We start from the raw sequence: 16,592 nt of genomic DNA, 5'->3' as shown, positions 1-16,592 counted from the left end.
GGGGCCGCAAAGCGGCCCCGTCACACCGAATCAGGCCAACTCTTCGGCCTGATCCTCACGCACGATCGCCTTTTCCACATCCAGACGGCTGATGAACTTCCAGTCCGCCTCGTCGATGTAGATGCCATTCGGGCCGCTGCCACCTTCCAGGTCGATCGCAACTCGCGCCGATACCTGCGGCTTCACGCTCGCCAGAATCGGCACGAAGCCCAGCTGCAGGCTGGTCTCCAGCAGCGCGGCCTGGTTGCGTTCGTCGATGTCCGCTGCCTCGTCGAGGTAGTAGGGCAGGCGAATGCGGCCGGCCAGGTCACGGTCCATCAGGTGCAGCAACAGGTACATGTTGGTCAGCGCCTTGATGGTCATGGTGGTGCCGTTGGAGGCGGCGCCGTCGATGTCGGCATGGATCACTGGCTGGCTGTTGACCTTGGTGATCTCGAAGGCCAGCTCGAACAGGTCTTTCAGGCCCAGCTGGTTGTGGTTGGCCGCCACCAACCGTGCCAGGTACTCCTTGGCCTCTTCGTTCTTGTGATCCTGCTCGGCGCTTTGGGTCAGGTCGAACACCGACAGAGTCTCGCCCTCCTCGTACTGGCCGGCGCTGTGGATGATCTGGTCGATGTGCTTGAGCGCTTCCTTGTTCGGCGCCAGCACCACGCGGAAGCTCTCCAGGTTGGAGACCTGGCGGCGGTTGATCTCGCGGTTGAACAAAGCCAGCTGGTGCTCGAGGCTGTCATAGTCGCTGCGAATGTTGCGCAGGGTCCGGGCAATGTCGGTGACTGCGGCGCGGCGTGCCTTGGCCAGGGTCAGGGCTTCGTCGGTGCGGTGCGCGTAAGCGTTCACCAGCAGTTGCAGGCGGCGCTCCATGTCGTCTTCGCTGTCGAACTTGGCCACGCCCTTGAGGCGAACCTGGGCGTACAGCGCCTCGATCTGGTTGTCGACGCGCTGCAGGCTCTGCCAGCTGTCCTGGTAGTCGTTGAGCAACGGCAGCAGGTTGTCCATGGAGTCGTCGACCGCTTCCATGAACGGCGTGCCGTAGGGCAGGTCGGCGGGCAGCAGTTGGCGGCGGCGCAGGGCGTCTTCCAGGGTGCGCTGCTTGGCTTCGAGGTCGGCGATCTGGCGGCCGACCAGTTGCAGCTTGGCCGACAGCTGCTGGACGCGTTCGGTGAAGGCGTCGCTGGAGCGCTTGAGTTCGTCCTGGGCGGCTTCCAGTTGCGCCAACTGCTCCATCTTCTCGGGCTCTTCGGCGCTCAGCGTCTCGGTGCGGCGGAAGTCTTCCAGGGCTTTCTGGGCATCCAGCACCTGCTGGTACAGGGCTTCGGTCTGGGCTTTCGAAGCCGAGCGGTCGGCGGCGACGGCCTGCTGGGTCTTGAGCTGCTTGAGTTCACGCTCCAGTCGGTCCTTCTGGTCGCGCAGGGCGGCGCGGTCGGCCAGGGCCTGTAGGGCTGGCGGGTCGATGTGGGAGAGGTCGATGGACAGGCCAGGGGCCTCGAAACGCTCGCCCTTGAAGCCATCGAGCACGGCTTCGAGGGACTTCACCCACAGGTCGCTGTCGTCCAGCTCGATGCCGCGCTCGCCCAGCGGCAGGCTGAACAGCGCGCCGTTGAACAGACGCATCAGGCGGTCGACATCCTGCTGCGAGAACTCCTCGCGCAGGCGGGCGTAGCTGTTGTTGTCGGCGTGCTCGAGCTGCTGCTTGACCTGTTTCAGGCGTTTTTCCAGGTCACGCACCCGCTCGTCGAGGTCTTCGGCGGAGAACTGGCGCGACTGGGCCAGGGCACCGGCCAGCTCGTCGTGGGCGTCCTTGGCCGCCAGCAGCTGCTGTTCCAGGACCTTGACGTCATCGACCAGGGCAAAGCGGTGCTTGAGCACCGACAGCTCACCGAGCCAACGCTGGATACCGGTGATCTCGCGCTCCAGGCGCATCAATTCCTGGGTGCCGCTGCGCTGGTCGTTCTGCAGGCTGTCCTGCTCGCTGCGGTAGTGCTCGGCCTGGATGACCAGCTCTTCCTTGCGCGCCATGGCGTAGTCCTGCCAGGTGCCCAGCAGATTGTCGAGCAGGGGCGAGAGGCGGTGCAGCTTGCCGCGCAGGATGTCGCGCTGGGCCACGCCGCCGGCCAGGGCTTCGACCAGTGGGCCGGCCGCGACCAGCGCGTTGTAGTCCTGCTCCATACGGCGCACATCGCGGAACGCCTCTTCGCAAGCGGCGATGTAGTCGACGCTGCCTGAGCGCAGGCTGTGCTCGAAGGCATCGAGGAACAGCTGCTTGAGCTTGGCGGCAGTGATTTCACGCATGTGCAGCAGGTTGATGAACAGTGCGCGGAAGGTTTTCAGGCTCTGCTCGCTGGTCGAGCGCAGCGGAATCAGGGTCAGGTCCAGCGGTACCGAGGTGTGGCCACCGACCAGCAGCCGGCGCAGTTCGTCCGGCTTGAGCTCGTAGGCCTTCAGGCCCAGACGCTCGAGGTTGGTGAACAGCTCTTTCTGGCGCAGGCAGGTGTCGTTCTTCTGGTAATGGGCCAGGTCCAGCTCGCCCTTGTAGGCGAAGAACTGGTGGCCGAAGCCGCCGCCCGGGCCCCGGCCGACCACGCCGATCACGTGGGGGCCATGGGGCAGGTTCAGTTCGCAGAGGATGTACGAGGTGTCGCTGGCGAAGTAGAAGCGACGCGACTGTTCGAGGCTGTACTTGCCGAAGCTCATGTCCGACATGCGCGCCAGGATCGGGAACTGCAGCGCGTTGATCGACGCTGATTTACCCAGGTTGTTGGCACCGTAGACCGACAGCGGGTGTTCCAGCGGGAACAGGCCGAGGCTGTAGCCGGCGGTGTTGAGCAGTGCGAAGCGGCGGATGCCGTAGCGTTCCTGGCTCATGCTTCATTCTCCTGTTGCTCTTCGCGGATGGCCCGGGCAAGGGCCTGTTCCTCGCTTTCCTCGTCGTCGAACGGCGCCAGATCCAGCGGGTCGTCGGTGCGGTTGAGTGCTTCCGGGCTCTCTTCCTCGACCAGCACCGGCGTCGGCAGTGGCAAGTCGCTGTGCAGACTGGCCGCCAGGTCGCGGTCCTGCTGGACCGACAGGCACACGTCGAGGAAACGGTGCATGGGCGGCAGGAAGCGGTAGATACCGCCTTCCTCGTGGGCGAAGCCAAGCTGGGTCATGCGGCGCATGATCTTTTCTTCCAGCTCGTCGACGGTCTGCACTTCGGCCTGCAGGAACAGGTCGCGGTACTTGTCCAGCAGCGAGGGCAGTTCGTCACGACCGATGCTGCCACCGTCAAGCACGGCCATCGGGTCGCGGCCCTGGTCAGCCAGGTGCTCGACCAGGATGAAGGTGAACAGCGACAAGCGCTGGGCAGTCTTGTTGACCTGCGCGGCGGCCTGCTCGGGGACGAAGTAGTAGAAACCACGGGTGTCGCACACCAGCTCGAAGCCCAGGGCCTTGAACAGGGTGCGGTACTGGTCCTGGAAGTTCGACAGCTGGCCGTACATTTCAGGGTCACGGCGGCTGACGTGGAAGCCCTTGAACAGCTCGCGGAAGATCGGCGCGAGCTGGGACAGTTCGGAAAGATCAAGATGCATTGGCTGGGCTCGCGTTGGTTTCAGGCGATGGTTCGCGGCTGGATGTCAGGGCGAACGAGCGCAGGCTGACCAGGTGTTCTTGGGTGGTGTACTCGCGCCGTTCCAGGCGCTCACGCTTGAAGCGTTTTTCCCGCGACAGGCGCGAGAACCAGTACAGCAATTCGTCGGTGGCGCCTTCGGGCTCCTGCTCCAACAACCAGACCATCAGGTCGGGCAGCGGCAGGGCGTCTTCGCAGCGTTCGAGCATTTCCTTGACCGTGCGTGGCGCGCGCGGCAGCGGGCCTTTCTGGGTCTTGTGCGCCTTGGGGAAGCGCGCCGGCTTGGGCTCGAAACGGGCCAGGGCGTAGACATACGCTTCGACCTGGCTGGCGCTGCCCAGGAAAGTGCTCTGCGGCCGGGTGAACAGTGGCATGGCGGCGTGGGGCACGGCGTCGATGCCCTTGCGGCGGATCACCGACAGCGCCAGGGCCGCGCCACGGGTCACGGCGTTGTGCCGACGTGCTTCTTCGCGCAGCGGCAGCAGCAATTCGCGGGCATGACGCAGCGTCAGCTGGGCGCTGGTCTGCATTTCCAGAATGCGCGCATGGGTGCGCAGCAGCATGTCGTCGTCGACCAGGTGACCGAGGCGGGCTTGCTCGCCGAGCAGTTTCAGCAGCACGGTCTCGACCTTGCGCACGCCCTGTTCGAAGGCACCGTCGGCGTTGACCAACTGGATCATTGGCTCGACGTACTCGTCCCAGGTCGCCAGGACCTCGGCATAGCGCTGGCGCAGCGGGATCTGGCGGTTGCTGGTCTTGGCCCGCTCGGCCACGGCCACCAGGGCCTGTTCGTCGTTGTCGAGCTTCTTGAGGACGTCACGCACGCGCATGTCGAGCAGGCGCAACTGGCGCGCCAGGTCATCGCTGTCGCGGTTGTCGAAAGCGTCCTGGATATGTCCGGCCAGGCGTTCGAGGTGGCGCAGGTAAGCCTCGATCTCCAGGCACAGGCCCAGGCGGTGCTCGCGGCGCAGGTAGGCGAGGAAGTCGTGGATCTGGGCGTTGAGCTCGAAGCGGTTCGGGCTCTTGGCCACCGGGACCAGGATATCCAGGCGGATCCACACGTCGAGCAGCTGGGTGATGTCCTGCGGGGTGCTCTCGACCTGCTGGCGGGCCAGCTGTTGGCGCAGTTCGACCAGGCTCAGGGTGCCCTGGTCGAAACGCTCGCACAGCGGCTCGATCAAGGCCCAGTGTTCGGCTAGGGCGCGCAGGACGCGCTTGGGTTCGATCATTGGCGTCGACTCGTTGCCAAATAAAAGGGGGCGATTGTACTGCATCCTTGGGGGAGGATTTCACCCCTTGGTCTGTAATGAGGGATAACCCTGGCTTTTCTGGGGGTTTCACTGGCCAGTTCGCCGGCACGCCGGCGCCTGCAGGTGTTGCGGCCTAGTCGAAATGCAGGGGAAACCTGTGGTCGCGGGTTTACCTGCGATGGCCCTGGTCAGGCGACAAAAATCCGCTGACCAGTTGCAGCGCATGCCTGCCAACAACGTTAGAATGGCCCACTGTTTCGACCCGGATACCCGTGCCTTGCTGACCGAACCCCGCCGCCGCGCCTACCTCTCCGCCATGCAAGTGGTGCACTGGCTGCCGCGTGCCGAACTGCCGTTCGCCGCACCGTCGCGCCCAGAGCTGTTATTGCCGCAGGTGCCGGTGGAGGCGCTCGAGTTCGAAGCCAGGCCATCCGCGCCTGTCGCCAGCGAGACGCCGGTTGCGCCCCAGGCCCGTTCCGTCGAGCGGCCGAAGATCGAAATTCCGCGGCCGGGCAGTGCGCCCAAACCTGTCGCCAAGGCGGTGGAGGCCGAAGAGGCCGCCCCGGCGCCACGTCCGGCTCCGGTGCCGCCGCCACGGTTCTCGCTGCAGTTGCTGCGCGCTGGCGGTTGCCTGCTGTTGATCGAGTTGGCCACCGGCCAACCGTTCCAGAGCCGCGATCCGTCCTACCTGCTGCTCAAGGACATGCTGCGTGCCGCCGGTCTGCCCGATGCGCCGCAGATCATCGGCGAGCCGGTACGCTGGCCGCTGCTGGTGCGCGGCAACATGGATCAGGGCCCGGATGCCGCTCGGGACTTCGTCCAGGGCTTCCTCCAGGCGCGCCTCGAAGAAGTGCCGGGCGCCTGCCTCTGGCTGGTCGGCATGCCGGCGCTGCGTTTTGCCGCCAATGCCGACGCCGATGCGTATTACCAAGTACTGAAGGTCGAAGGCCTGGGCGATGCCTGGGCGTTGCCGGGCCTTGAACTGTTGATGGACGAGCCGCAACGCAAGGCGGACGTCTGGAAAGCGATGCGCCAGCTGATGGCGCGCTGGAAGAGCGTTGAATGAGTGACTCGATCAGCTTCCGCCTGATGACCGAGGCGGATCTGGATGCCGTGCTTAAAATCGAATATGCAGCGTTCAGTCATCCCTGGACCCGTGGGATCTTTCAGGATGCGCTCAAGTCGTACGAAGTCTGGCTGATGTTCGATGGCCAGCAGCAGGTCGGCCATGGCGTGATCAATGTGATCATCGACGAAGCGCACCTGCTCAACATTACCGTCAAGCCGGAGAACCAGGGCCGTGGCCTGGGGCTGCGCCTGCTGGAGCACCTGATGGCACGTGCCTACCAGCTCAATGGCCGGGAGTGTTTCCTGGAGGTGCGGGCCAGCAACCAGTCGGCCTATCGCTTGTACGAGCGCTATGGCTTCAACGAGATTGGCCGCCGACGTGACTACTACCCGATCGCCGGTGGGCGCGAAGATGCCCTGGTGATGGCCTGTACCCTGCTCGAAGAGTGAGCCTGGGTCAGGCCTGAGCCGGCCTCGATCGTGGCGTGAAGCCTGGGGGCGCGGGCTCGCGCCGCGAAGAGGCCGGTATGTCGATCACAGCGCTGGAGGCAGCGCCTCGACGGGCTTGCGCAGGTCCCGAAGCGATCGGGTCACCGCCGCGCTGTTGCATTTCGCCGCTGCTTGTTCCGGCGTGTACTTGCGTACGGTGCGGAAGAACAGCTCGCACGTCTGTTTCTTCTGCGTGACTTGCCACTTGGTGGCACAGGCCTCGAGTGTCAGTTTCGGCTCTGCCGCCGGGTTGCGCCCCATCCCGGCCTGCCAGCAGGCCGCCGTCAGGTCCTGCCCCATCATTTTCAGCCCGGCCGTATCGGCTGCATCCTGATCGCCACCATGGCTGGCCTTGTCCGCCGCATACCAGATCGCACTGGGGTGGTTGGCCCCCAGCACCGGCACCGTCGTGCCCTTTTGCGGGCTGATGCCGACCAGGCCCAGTACGCCGACCTGCGGTCCGTACTGCTGCTGGATCCAGCTGCGCACCGGGGCGCCGAAGGCGACCATCGGCAGGGGTTTGGCGGGGTTTTGCAGGGTCATCTCGCGGACCATGCGGACCTGGTAGTCCTTGAAGTAGCTATAGGTGTCCTTCAATGACTCGCCAGCGCTGGCGGGGGCGGCGATGGGTGCGATGTCGATGATGGTCTGGTAGGCCGGGGTCTGGCTGGTAGCGACGCCGTTGAACGTCAGCAGTTCGGCCCAGCGGTCGGTGGTGTTCGAACGCAGGTAGTCCTGGGCCTGGGTCAGCGAATAGTCAGGCGGGAAGTGCAGCAGCTCGATGCTGCGACGGTTCTGCAGGGCCATGCCCAGCGGCAGGAACAGGTACCAGTCGTAGGACCATTTGCCGTCCTTGTTCAATTGTGTGGCGCCATCGTAGGCCAGCTCACCACTGTCGAGCAGCTGGCGCAGTGGCGCGACGTAGTTGGCGGGCACCTTGCTGATAGTGGCGTACAGCCTGTCGTTGTCGCGACTGACGTGCACCCCTGCATCGGCATAGCCGTCGCGGCGCACGCTCTGGGTCAGGTAGTGCTCGACGGTCTGTTCCAGCGACCAGTTGCGGTAGCACACCACGTTGCAGTTGTTGGGGTAGGCGAACAATCGGGTGACGCGCTGGCTATCGCCCAGGTCGATATGCGCGTCAGCCAGGGCCAGGCTGCTGAAGGCGACGACGGCGAGGCTCGATAAGGCAATCTTGTGCATGCTTAACTCCTTGTCATTGCCGCCCGATCCGGCGGCCGGTGCTAATACTGGGGCAGGGAGCGTGGCGATGAGAAGGGCAGGTTGGGTGTTGATGGCGGCGATGGCGGGCGGCGTGGCACAGGCCGATGAGCGGGACGTGTGGATGTTCGCGCAATGGGCGGGGGATCATCAGACCCGACCGTTTCGCGAGATGCTGGTCGATGCCCGATTGTACGGTGTGGTGCCGATCGCGCAGTTGCTGCGCTCGGCCTCGGACTGGCGGGTATGCCGGGCGTCGCCTTTCGCCGTGCCGCCAATCAGTCACTGGCCGGCGGTGCGCTCCACCTTGTCGCTGCTCAAGACCCTCGACCAGCAAGGCATCCTGCGTCAGTACGAGGTGGTCTCGGCCTACCGCGAGCCAGGCCTCAATGCCTGTGCGGGTGGCGCTGTGGGCAGTGCGCATACCCGTGCGTTCGCGGTCGACATCCTCTTGCCGCGCTGGGCTGATCCCCAGCCGCTATGCCGCTTCTGGCAACAGCATGGCCAGGCTTGGAACATGGGCCTGGGGCGCTATCCGACGGGGCGTATCCACATCGACACCGCAGGCTATCGCACCTGGGGTGGGGATGGTGGTGCCGGTTCGTCGTTCTGCATCAAGCCCAGTTGAGTCAGGCCGCGCTGGCACTCATCGGCCACCCATTGGGCGAAGCGCTGGCGTTTACCGCCAGCGTTGAGCGGATGGGGGCTGAGCAGGTGATAGGCAGAGCCGTCGCGCAGAAAGCCGAAGGGGGCTTTCAGCTGCCCGCTTTCCAGTTCGTCTTGCACCATCAGGGCTGAGGCGATGGCTAGGCCCAGGCCTGCGCTGGCGGCCTGGATCGACAGGTAGAAATGTTCGTAGTCACTGCGCTCGGTGTGCCCGAGCCGCTGGCCGCTCAGGCGCAGCCAGGTCGGCCAGGCGCTGGGGCGAGTGCCGCTGTGCAGCAGGCGCTGGTTGTCAGCAGTGGTGGGGTGGCCTACCGGGCCGATCCATTCCTCGCAGATTTTCAGGCTGTGCAGCGTGTGATCCCAGTGGAAGTCGTCGCGGCGCAAGGCCAGGTCGATGCCCCCGCGAGTGAAGTCCGGCAGGCCGCCCGCTGCCACCAGGTGCAGTTGCAGGTCGGGGTGGGCGGCGTGGAAGCGGGGCAGGCGTGGGATCAGCCAGCGCATGGCAATGGTGGGCTCGCAGGACAGCACCAGTACGTTGTTGCTTTCCTGCTGCCGCAGGCGCTGCACCGCGCCTTCGAGCTGCTCGAAGATGGCTTGGGTGGTGCCGTGCAGCGCGCGGCCTGCAGGTGTGAGGAAGATGGCCCGGTTGCGCCGTTCGAACAGCTCGATGCCCAGGCTTTCCTCCAGCAGGCGTACTTGGCGGCTGACGGCGCCATGGGTGACATGCAGGCGTTCGGCGGCGCGCACGAAGTTTTCGGTTTCGGCGGCGATGTCGAAGTAACGCAATGCATTGAGTGGGGGCAGTTTCATCGAAGGGTCGTTATCCATTCCTGCGCCTTGGCGTATGCATCACCCTTCATAAGGTTGGCGCTGACCCCGTAGAAGGACGGTTGCTCATGAAGAGGCCATAAAAATCTGACAGGAAAACTATCAGATTTCCTTCACTATAAATCGATTTTTCGCCAGGGCATCAGGCCTCGATAATCGCGCATCCGTGCATTTTCATCGCTTATCGAGGAGTTGTTCCGTGAATGAATTGGTCGCTATCGCCGTGTTCACCGTGTTGGCAGTCATCAGCCCTGGCGCTGATTTCGCCATGGTCACGCGCACTAGTTATGCACAGGGCCGCAAGGCGGGCTTGGCCGCCGCCTTGGGTATCGCCCTGGGCGTACAGGTGCATGTGCTGTACACGGTGCTGGGAATCGCGGTGATCATCAGCCGCAGCCCAACGCTGTTCATGGGGATGAAGGTGCTGGGGGCGGGGTACCTGATCTACCTGGGTTACCAGTCGTTGACCAACACCCGCCGGATCCGTCTTGAAGGTGGCAGCAGTCGTGCGGGTATGCTGCAGGCCATGCGCACTGGTTTTCTGACCAACGCCTTCAACCCCAAGACCCTGCTGTTTGTGATCAGCGCCTATACCCAGGTGGTGAAACCGGGCAGTGCATTGCAGTTGGATTTTGCCTACGGCGCGTTCATGTCGTTCGCCCACTGGGCTTGGTTCAGTCTGGTGGCGGTGTTCTTTTCCGGTGAAGGTTTGCGCAGGGCGATGATCGAGCGTCAGCGGATGGTCGACCGAATGATAGGCGTAGCGCTGATCGGGCTGGGGCTGGCGGTTGCAATCAGCGGTGTGCGCTGAGCGGGGAGATGTGTCGCGGGTAAAGAAAAAGGGCTTACCTTGCGGTAAGCCCTTTCACTTGTTTGGTGGCTACACAGGGACTTGAACCCCGGACCCCAGCATTATGAATGCTATGCTCTAACCAACTGAGCTATGTAGCCGATGGCGCGCATTATTCCCTTGTGATGACCCTGTGTCAACACTCATTTCAAAAAAAATTTGCACGCTTTCAAAAACTTAGCCGCAAAGCCCGGTTTCAGCGGACGATCAGCCAGTGGCCAAGCAGGCCGTTGAGCGTCAATCGCTGCGCGGCGGCGAGTTTGTCCAGGCTGTCTTGCGCACGGTCGAGGCTGAAGTCGCCGCTGATGCGCCGATAGGCGGCCTGCTGGTCCATCAACCACACGCGCCTACCCTGGTAGCCGGCCAGACGTTCCAGTACCTGGCCCAGCGGCATGTCGGTGACGCGCAAAGCCCCACTGCGCCAGGCTGTAGCGCGGTCGATGTCGACCTTCTGCACCGTGTCGATGCGTGCCTGGTTGAAGGTCACGCGCTCGCCCGAAGAGACCATTCGTTGGTCCCCTCCCTGAATGACCATGGCCTTGCCGTTGATCACCACCACTTCGTCGTGGTCCGCGTGGCGCGCCACCATCAGGCGGCTACCGAACACTTGGATGCGCGCGTCATCGACCTGCAGGTCCATGGCCCGGCCATCGAGCATCACTTCCAGGTAGACCTGGCCCTGCACCAGCTGCAGTTGGCGGGTACGGCTGCGCAGGTCGACGTTCATCGCACTGGCGCTGTCCAGGTGCAGGGTCGAACCGTCGGCCAGGCGCACACTGCGCCGTTCGCCGGCCTCGGTATGCAGTTCGCTGCCCCAGCGTTGCATCAACGGCCAGTACAGGTAGACCAGGGCGCCGGCCAGTAACAGGCACAACAGCGCCATCGCTTTGCCCAGGTGACTGCGACGGGGCTTCGCCGGCAGGGGGCGCGGGCGAACCTGTGGCGGTTGCAGGTGCTGCCAGAGGGCCTCGAGTTCGGCATAGGCATGGGCGTTGAGCGGGTCTTGGCACCAGGCAGCGAATTCGCGGCGCTCGATGTCGTCGCAGCCAGGCTGGCGCATGCGCGAGAACCACTCCAGCGCTTGTTGCTGGGCCTCGCGCTGGGTCTGCTGGGCTGGCATCGGGCTCATGGTGTCGATCAGTTCACGAAGAGGGCGGGTTCGCCCAACGAATACAGGGATAGAGCGTGAGGATGCTAAATATATTGAGAACCATTTACAAGCGTGCGCCGATAGGGTGATAAAAAGGTAGCTATGTATCTATTCGTTTCCTGATAATCGGATCCCAACCTGCCGACGGAGACACCAGTTCATGGCCACCAGTAGCGCCTCAACCGCCTCTGCCAGCGGCTCGGCTTCCCACGCCAATCCGCTGGTGATGCGCATCATCGCCTTCTGTGCCCTGGCGCACCTGATCAACGACCTGATCCAGTCGGTACTGCCGGCGATCTACCCGATGCTCAAGGCCAATTACGACCTCAGCTTCGCGCAGATTGGCCTGATCACCCTGACGTTCCAGATCACCGCGTCGTTGCTGCAACCCTGGGTAGGCTTCTTCACCGACCGCAGGCCGACGCCGAATCTGCTGCCGATGGGCACACTGTGTACCCTGGTGGGCATCGTCATGCTGGCGTTCGTGGGTAGCTTCCCGATGATTCTGCTGGCTTCGGCGCTGGTAGGTATCGGCTCCTCGACCTTCCACCCTGAAACCTCGCGGATCGCCCGCCTGGCCTCGGGGGGACGCTTCGGCCTGGCGCAGTCGACCTTCCAGGTCGGTGGTAATGCAGGCTCTGCATTCGGTCCGTTGCTGGCAGCGGCCATCGTCATTCCCTTCGGCCAGAGTCACGTCGCCTGGTTCGGCCTGGCGGGGCTGTTCTTCTTCGGCGTGACCTTGATGCTGCGCCGTTGGTACAAGGACCACCTCAGTCAGGCCAAGGCGCGCAAGGCGGTGCAGGCCCTCCATGGCATCTCGCGCCAGCGGGTGATCGCGGCACTGATCGTGCTTGGCCTGCTGGTGTTCTCCAAGTATTTCTACATGGCCAGCTTCACCAGCTACTTCACCTTCTACTTGATCGAGAAATTCGACCTGTCGGTGGCCAGCTCGCAGCTGCATCTGTTCCTGTTCCTTGGCGCGGTGGCCGCTGGCACCTTCTTTGGCGGGCCGATCGGCGACCGCATTGGGCGCAAGGCGGTGATCTGGTTCTCGATCCTGGGCGTGGCCCCGTTCACGCTGGCGTTGCCCTATGCCGACCTGTTCTGGACCACCGTGCTGAGTGTGGTGATCGGTTTCATCCTGGCGTCTGCGTTCTCGGCCATCGTGGTGTATGCCCAAGAACTGGTGCCGGGGAGCGTGGGCATGATTGCCGGGGTGTTCTTCGGGCTGATGTTTGGCTTCGGTGGAATTGGCGCTGCGCTGCTGGGGTATGTGGCTGACCTGCGCGGTATCGAGTATGTGTATGGCGTGTGCTCGTACCTGCCGTTGTTCGGGTTGTTGGCGGTGTTCTTGCCCAATACCGGTAAGCGTTGAGAACGCTGGGGCTGCGTTGCAGCCCTTTCGCGACACAAGGCCTCTCCCACCTGGGTATTTGACGAACCAACTCGCCTTGGCCTAGAGTGCCGCCTCTTTTTTCGACACACCTGCGTAGTAGTCTCAGCAATGCGCCGTACCCAAAGCCTCCCTCATGCACGCCCGCCTGCCTTTCAGGCCATGCGTCGCGCGTGGCCGAGCGACACGGTGCTCAAGCGTCGGCGCAGTGTGCTGTTCGCCTTCACCTTCTCGCCACACCCTGCACTGAACTGATCCGCGCCCCTGCGTCGTCCACCGTCCCGGTGTGCGCCTGGGCGCCTGCGTTTGCGCGTCTTTTCGGTTTGCAAGGAGTGGTACATGAACATGCGTTTGCTGGCGGGCCTTCTGTTCGCCGTTTCGGTGGTGGGCTTCAGCCTGGGGGCCAGCCTGCCGCTGGTGTCGTTGCGCCTGCATGAAGCAGGTGCCGGAACCCTGGAGATCGGCATCATCTCGGCCATTCCCGCTGCGGGGATGATGCTCTCGGCGTTCCTAGTCGATGCCTGCTGCCGGCACCTGACCCGTCGCGTCATCTACCTGCTCAGCTTCAGCCTGTGCACGCTGAGCATCGCCTTGCTGGAGTGGGCCTTCGACTCGATGCTGTGGCTGGCGCTGCTGCGCCTGGGGCTGGGTGTCGGCATGGGCATCGCCATCATCCTGGGCGAGTCGTGGGTCAACGAACTGTGCCCGGACCACAACCGCGGCAAGATCATGGCCCTGTACGCCACCAGCTTCACCGGATTCCAGGTGCTGGGCCCGGCGATGCTGGCGATCATCGGTGCCAACAGCCCGTGGATCACCGGGGTGGTCACCGCCTGTTATGGCCTGGCCTTGCTGTGCATTCTGCTCACCGTACCCAACGATCACGTCGAGCATGGCGACGAAGGCGAGAAGAGCTTCGGCCTGGCCGGCTTCTTTCGCGTCGCCCCGGCGCTGTGCGTGGCGGTGCTGTTCTTCTCGTTCTTCGATGCCGTGGTGCTGTCGTTGCTGCCGGTGTATGCCACCAGCCATGGTTTTGCCGTGGGCGTGGCAGCCTTGATGGTGACGGTGGTGTTCGCTGGCGACATGGTCTTCCAGCTGCCATTGGGCTGGCTTGCCGACCGGGTCGAGCGTACCGGGCTGCATCTGGTCTGTGGGCTGGTGGCGATGTCCATCGGTATCGCGCTGCCGTGGTTGCTGCAGATGACTTGGTTGCTGTGGCCGCTGTTGGTGTTGCTGGGCGCGGTGGCGGGGGGCATCTACACCCTGGCGCTGGTGCTGATCGGGCAGCGCTTCAAGGGGCAGGACCTGGTGACGGCCAATGCCAGTGTGGGCTTGCTGTGGGGTGTCGGTAGCCTGGTCGGGCCGCTGGTCAGTGGCGCGGCGATGGACGTTGCACCGCATGGTTTGCCCATGGCGCTGGCGCTGATGGCCGGTATGTTCGTGTGCTTCGCCCGGCAGTCGTACCGACGGGCAGGGAAGCTGCGGGCGCTCGCTGATTGATGGACCTGTCGCCGGCAAGGCGGCGCCTGCAGGTTCTGCAGGCGTCAGCGATCAGGTCTTGCAGGCCAGGTCAGAAGCTTCCGCGCAAGGTCACCGACACGTTGCGCGGGTCGCCCCAGTAGTAGCCGGTCGCGGTAGTGCCGATCTGGCGGTAGTAATGCTTGTCGAACAGGTTGTTGGCGTTCAACTGCACCGAGTAATTGTCGTTGATACGGTACTTGAGCAGGCCGTTGTACACCGCATAACCCGCCTGGGTGGCCTTCGCGCTGCCGCTTTGCGAATAAATGTCGCTTTGTGCCTGCACACCGGCGCCGATGGTCCAGGCATCGAGCGTGCCTGGCAGGCGGTAGCTGGTGAACACGCGCAGCATATGCTCGGGGTCGGTGGTGCGGATCGCGTCGCCATTGGTCTGGGCGGTGTTCTTCACGTATTCGGTGGTGTTGTAGGTGTAGCCCCCGGTAACTTGCCAGCCTGGCAGCACTTCGCCGGAGATTTCCAGGTCGATGCCCTCGCTGCGGCTCTTGCCAGAGGCGATCTTGCAGTAGCCGGTGCTGCCGTTGCAGCCGATCGGGACCGACGTGTCGTCGATGGGCGTACCCACCTGGTTGATCCGGAAGAACGCCAGCGAGGTGTTCAGGCGGCCATCGTAAAACTCGCCCTTGATGCCTGTTTCATAAGCTTCGCCGACGATCGGGTCGAGCACCTTGTTGTTCTTGTCCACCACCGTCTGAGGGTTGAAGATTTCGGTGTAGCTGGCATAGACGCTGAAGTTGTCGTTCAGGTCGTAGATCAGCGCGGCATAAGGCACGATCTTTTCGTCGACGCTGAACTTGCCGCTGGCGCCTGCATTGTTCTCCTGCTCGTAGTCGTACCAGTTGGCCCGCGCGCCGATGATGGCGGTCAGCGGGTCGGCCAGCGAAATGCGCCAGGTGGCGTGCACGGCTTGCTGGGTCGTGCGGGTGCGCACCGGGTGGGGGATATCGGTGATGGTCGGCTCGTCGAGGCTGGTCCTGGGGTCCCAGTCACGAATATCGACCACGTCGGAGTACACCACGCGATTGGTCCCGGAGGCATAGGAGTCGTTGCGAATGCGTTCGACCCCGAGCATCAGCTCATGGGTGCGGCCAAACAGGTCGAACGGGCCGTTGAGCGTGGCGCTGAGGTTGTTTTGCAGGCTTTCGCCGCCATCGCCCTCGGTCACCTGGTACTGCATCAGGTAAGGGTTGTTGGTGGGGTTCAAGCGAGCGGGCGCGCGCGTCATGTAGGTTTGCTTGAAGCCATTGTCATCCAGCTCGAAATGACTGCGCAGCGCCATCAGCTTGAGCGTCCAGTCGTTGTCGAAATGGTGTTCGAGTTCGGCGTAGGTGTTGAGGTTGCTGCGGTCCCAGCGGTTCCAGTCGGCACCCAGGTAGGTGCTGCGGCCCAGTGGCAGGGGCGAGCCGTCATAGTCGGCGGGCAGGTTGCCCCAGGCGCCAGTGGCATCGAGCTTGGTCCATTCGAAACCGGTGGTCAGCGTGGTGCTGTCATCGAGGTCGAAGGCCAGGGAGCCGCCGAAGGCCTCCTTGCGCTCCATGCGCGAGTCCTGGAACAGGTCGCGGTCGTCTTGCACGGCGATCACTCGGCCACGCACGTTGCCAGTGTCGGTCAGCGGGCCGGAGATGTCGGCGACGTAACGTTGGGCATTCCATGAGCCGAGGGTGGCGGTGCCGGAAGCCTGGAACTCATGGGTCGGGCGCTTGCGCACCAGGTTCACGGTCCCCGATGGGTTACCCGCGCCACGCAGCATTCCGGTGGCGCCGCGCAATACTTCGGCACGGTCGATGAAGGCCGAATCGCTCTGGATGAACGAGCCGCCGCCACTGCTCTGCACCACGGTGGCGCCATCGTACTGGATGGCATCGATCAGGAAGCCACGGGAGAAATACTGGACCCGCTCGCTGTCGGTGTAGTTGACCACCACGCCGGGAGTCTGCTCCAGCAGGTTGGTCAGGTTGGTGATGTTCTGGTCGTCGATCCGCTGGCGAGTGACCACGCTCACCGATTGCGGCGTATGGCGCAACGACTGCGGGATCTTGCCGATGGTGACCGCGCCTGTGGTGTACGAGCCTGTGTTCTCGGTGGTCTCGCCCAGGCGATTGCTGGAAATGCTGGTGGCACCGAGCTCCAGCGCGTCGCCCACGTCCATGGCCGGGATCAGCAGGAAACTGTTGTCGCCTTCCTGCTGCACTTGCACATCGCTGCCCTGCAACAGGATCGACAGGGCTTGGGCGGCGTCATGACGGCCTTGCACCCCTTGGGTGGTCTTTCCCTGCAGGCTGTTCGCATCGAACGACAGGTTCAGGCCGCCTTGGCGCGCCAGTTGGTCCAGTGCCGGTGCCAATGGCCCCGCCGCGATGCGCCAGTCCAGTTGTTGGCGCTGGCTGGCCGGTGCAGCCAATGCCGTCACCGAAGCGGCCAGGCCAGCGCCCAGGCCAAGGCCGAACACCGCGGCGCGCACGGCATGGCGCAACCTGTCGTTACGAGGGGAACACGGGTGAATCATGGACGGCTCCTGAAGGTTTCACAGACCACTG

The 16,592-nt window shown here is 63.9% G+C and carries 14 protein-coding genes and 1 tRNA gene; 7 read left to right on the top strand and 8 right to left on the bottom strand.

All coding sequences use genetic code 11. From position 1 onward, the window contains the following. Window positions 1-30: 30 nt before the first annotated feature. Genes mksF through mksB form a run of 3 tightly spaced genes read right to left on the bottom strand, consistent with a single transcriptional unit; the run spans window position 31 to window position 4,833 of the window. Window positions 31-2,862: an Mks condensin complex protein MksF gene (gene mksF / locus VXM67_RS23160; RefSeq protein ID WP_104881248.1), complete on the bottom strand. Its 2,832-nt coding sequence runs from the start codon at window positions 2,860-2,862 to the stop codon at window positions 31-33. Continuing rightward, complete coding sequence (gene mksE, locus VXM67_RS23155) at window positions 2,859-3,566, bottom strand: Mks condensin complex protein MksE (protein WP_023382390.1); 708 nt, start codon at window positions 3,564-3,566, stop codon at window positions 2,859-2,861. The genes mksF and mksE overlap by 4 nt, the downstream gene beginning before the upstream one ends. Then, on the bottom strand, window positions 3,556-4,833 hold the full coding sequence (gene mksB, locus VXM67_RS23150) for an Mks condensin complex protein MksB (RefSeq protein ID WP_023382389.1): 1,278 nt from the start codon (window positions 4,831-4,833) through the stop codon (window positions 3,556-3,558). Before mksB ends, mksE begins: the two co-directional genes overlap by 11 nt. 298 nt (window positions 4,834-5,131) lie before the next feature. Between mksB and VXM67_RS23145 the strand changes: the two genes are divergently transcribed. Further along, on the top strand, window positions 5,132-5,920 hold the full coding sequence (locus VXM67_RS23145) for a hypothetical protein (protein WP_023382388.1): 789 nt from the start codon (window positions 5,132-5,134) through the stop codon (window positions 5,918-5,920). Next, complete coding sequence (rimI, locus tag VXM67_RS23140) at window positions 5,917-6,372, top strand: ribosomal protein S18-alanine N-acetyltransferase (RefSeq protein WP_023382387.1); 456 nt, start codon at window positions 5,917-5,919, stop codon at window positions 6,370-6,372. The genes VXM67_RS23145 and rimI overlap by 4 nt, the downstream gene beginning before the upstream one ends. Window positions 6,373-6,456: 84 nt before the next feature. Here the strand turns inward: rimI and VXM67_RS23135 are convergent, their stop codons facing one another. Beyond that, entirely contained in the window at window positions 6,457-7,614 is a 1,158-nt protein-coding gene (locus tag VXM67_RS23135; protein ID WP_023382386.1) for a hypothetical protein, read from the bottom strand. 67 nt (window positions 7,615-7,681) lie between these two features. Here VXM67_RS23135 and VXM67_RS23130 point away from each other — a divergent pair, with 67 nt between their 5' ends. Beyond that, window positions 7,682-8,260, top strand: coding sequence for a D-Ala-D-Ala carboxypeptidase family metallohydrolase (locus VXM67_RS23130; protein WP_027907638.1), 579 nt, complete (start codon window positions 7,682-7,684; stop codon window positions 8,258-8,260). On the opposite strand, the gene VXM67_RS23125 is transcribed toward VXM67_RS23130, so the two are convergent. Further along, complete coding sequence (locus VXM67_RS23125; protein ID WP_023382384.1) at window positions 8,200-9,108, bottom strand: LysR substrate-binding domain-containing protein; 909 nt, start codon at window positions 9,106-9,108, stop codon at window positions 8,200-8,202. The two genes, VXM67_RS23130 and VXM67_RS23125, sit on opposite strands and share 61 nt — an antisense overlap. A gap of 217 nt (window positions 9,109-9,325) precedes the next feature. On the opposite strand from VXM67_RS23125, the gene VXM67_RS23120 reads away from it, so the two are divergent. Beyond that, window positions 9,326-9,937 (top strand): LysE family transporter, encoded by a 612-nt coding sequence (locus tag VXM67_RS23120; RefSeq protein WP_023382383.1) that lies wholly within the window; start codon window positions 9,326-9,328, stop codon window positions 9,935-9,937. 63 nt (window positions 9,938-10,000) lie between these two features. On the opposite strand, the gene VXM67_RS23115 is transcribed toward VXM67_RS23120, so the two are convergent. Both VXM67_RS23115 and VXM67_RS23110 read right to left on the bottom strand, forming a co-directional pair. Further along, a tRNA-Met gene (locus VXM67_RS23115) sits at window positions 10,001-10,077 on the bottom strand. A gap of 95 nt (window positions 10,078-10,172) precedes the next feature. Continuing rightward, the gene (locus VXM67_RS23110) at window positions 10,173-11,105 is read right to left on the bottom strand and encodes a FecR domain-containing protein (RefSeq protein WP_238346454.1); all 933 of its coding nucleotides are present in this window, start codon (window positions 11,103-11,105) and stop codon (window positions 10,173-10,175) included. A 181-nt stretch (window positions 11,106-11,286) separates the two neighbouring features. Between VXM67_RS23110 and VXM67_RS23105 the strand changes: the two genes are divergently transcribed. From VXM67_RS23105 to VXM67_RS23095, 3 genes are all read left to right on the top strand, one after another. Then, complete coding sequence (locus tag VXM67_RS23105) at window positions 11,287-12,501, top strand: MFS transporter (RefSeq protein WP_367237393.1); 1,215 nt, start codon at window positions 11,287-11,289, stop codon at window positions 12,499-12,501. Between the two features lie 129 nt (window positions 12,502-12,630). Then, complete coding sequence (locus VXM67_RS23100; protein WP_167332800.1) at window positions 12,631-12,774, top strand: hypothetical protein; 144 nt, start codon at window positions 12,631-12,633, stop codon at window positions 12,772-12,774. An 84-nt stretch (window positions 12,775-12,858) separates the two neighbouring features. Further along, window positions 12,859-14,019, top strand: coding sequence for an MFS transporter (locus VXM67_RS23095; protein WP_023382379.1), 1,161 nt, complete (start codon window positions 12,859-12,861; stop codon window positions 14,017-14,019). A 70-nt stretch (window positions 14,020-14,089) separates the two neighbouring features. On the opposite strand, the gene VXM67_RS23090 is transcribed toward VXM67_RS23095, so the two are convergent. Further along, window positions 14,090-16,561, bottom strand: a complete 2,472-nt coding sequence (locus VXM67_RS23090) for a TonB-dependent siderophore receptor (RefSeq protein WP_367237392.1) — start codon at window positions 16,559-16,561, stop codon at window positions 14,090-14,092. Window positions 16,562-16,592 lie beyond the last annotated feature (31 nt).

This window comes from Pseudomonas sp. Rh2, from assembly GCF_040762985.1.
Taxonomy (GTDB): Bacteria; Pseudomonadota; Gammaproteobacteria; order Pseudomonadales; family Pseudomonadaceae; genus Aquipseudomonas; species Aquipseudomonas taiwanensis.
Note: the sequence above shows the minus strand (reverse complement) of the source record. Positions and strands in the feature narration are given on the sequence as shown.

Excerpts from the sequence above, each read along its gene's own strand:
- VXM67_RS23095 (WP_023382379.1), top strand. The coding sequence starts at position 12,859 with ATGAACATGCGTTTGCTGGCGGGCCTTCTGTTCGCCGTTTCGGTGGTG.
- VXM67_RS23110 (WP_238346454.1), bottom strand. The coding sequence starts at position 11,105 with ATGAGCCCGATGCCAGCCCAGCAGACCCAGCGCGAGGCCCAGCAACAA.
- VXM67_RS23090 (WP_367237392.1), bottom strand. The coding sequence starts at position 16,561 with ATGATTCACCCGTGTTCCCCTCGTAACGACAGGTTGCGCCATGCCGTG.
- VXM67_RS23100 (WP_167332800.1), top strand. The coding sequence starts at position 12,631 with ATGCGCCGTACCCAAAGCCTCCCTCATGCACGCCCGCCTGCCTTTCAG.
- mksF (WP_104881248.1), bottom strand. The coding sequence starts at position 2,862 with ATGAGCCAGGAACGCTACGGCATCCGCCGCTTCGCACTGCTCAACACC.
- VXM67_RS23125 (WP_023382384.1), bottom strand. The coding sequence starts at position 9,108 with ATGAAACTGCCCCCACTCAATGCATTGCGTTACTTCGACATCGCCGCC.
- VXM67_RS23130 (WP_027907638.1), top strand. The coding sequence starts at position 7,682 with ATGAGAAGGGCAGGTTGGGTGTTGATGGCGGCGATGGCGGGCGGCGTG.
- VXM67_RS23105 (WP_367237393.1), top strand. The coding sequence starts at position 11,287 with ATGGCCACCAGTAGCGCCTCAACCGCCTCTGCCAGCGGCTCGGCTTCC.
- VXM67_RS23135 (WP_023382386.1), bottom strand. The coding sequence starts at position 7,614 with ATGCACAAGATTGCCTTATCGAGCCTCGCCGTCGTCGCCTTCAGCAGC.
- mksE (WP_023382390.1), bottom strand. The coding sequence starts at position 3,566 with ATGCATCTTGATCTTTCCGAACTGTCCCAGCTCGCGCCGATCTTCCGC.
- mksB (WP_023382389.1), bottom strand. The coding sequence starts at position 4,833 with ATGATCGAACCCAAGCGCGTCCTGCGCGCCCTAGCCGAACACTGGGCC.
- rimI (WP_023382387.1), top strand. The coding sequence starts at position 5,917 with ATGAGTGACTCGATCAGCTTCCGCCTGATGACCGAGGCGGATCTGGAT.